At 56.4% G+C, this 802-nt stretch carries 1 protein-coding gene; it reads right to left on the bottom strand.

The window, feature by feature from the left end:
* Positions 1 to 631 (bottom strand): DNA-binding protein YbiB (ybiB, locus tag AC1D35_RS36535; RefSeq protein WP_477942936.1); only part of this gene is annotated, 631 nt, incomplete at its 3' end.
* Positions 632 to 802: the final 171 nt, after the last annotated feature.

The raw sequence follows: 802 nt of genomic DNA, 5'->3' as shown, positions 1-802 counted from the left end.
ATCGATAGGTCTCGGCCATGATGTCTGCATAAGCCGAATGCGTATAGCTGCCGATGACCAGCGCTCTGCCTGCTACAGGATTTAGGATTTTTACCAGGCTGTGTGCTGAGTTCCTCAGTCCGACGGTCTTGCGCACGTTCAGGAGCTTGGAAAGCTTCGGCGCAAAGACATCGATCGGAAGGAAATTGACACCGTCGTAGACGTCGTCCACGTGGTGGCGATGCGGAAGTCCAAGCGCAGAAAAGGTTTCCGCAACTGTCGTTCGTCCAGGATCGTGATCCAAGCCATGCACGATGACCCGAATGCCTTTTTCGGCAAGCAGCAATCCAAGCAGGGCCGTCAGAACGGGGAGCTTCCTTGCGCCGTTATAGCTTGGCAGGATGACTGTTGCCTGTCCGGAGACAACAGGCGCAACAAACGATTGCCTCAGCCGCGCGGCATCGTTAAAGCCGGCCATTTCCTGTGGCGTCTCTCCCTTTATGCGCATGGCGAGGCAAAATGCGCCGATCTCCAAATCGGTCACGTCTCCGTCGAGGATTTTTGCAAACAGGTCCTCCGCCTGTTCGCGCGCCAGCGATCGGGCCCCACGCGCGCCCCGACCAATCGTTTTGAGATAGTGACTAATACTCATGATATCCACGTTTGACGAAGGGGCGTGCGAACATCGCAGCCGCTTTGCTCGAGTTTGATGCATTGCCGGATTTGCAAAGATCCAAGACAGGTATCAGGTCAAGGCCGCGGGCGCCTTGCAAAAGGGTTCGACGTCAGCCCCTCGCAAATACTCGGCGGCACCGTTTTGCAG

It is taken from the genome of Rhizobium sp. P1_E6, from assembly GCF_056405875.1.
Note: the sequence above shows the minus strand (reverse complement) of the source record. Positions and strands in the feature narration are given on the sequence as shown.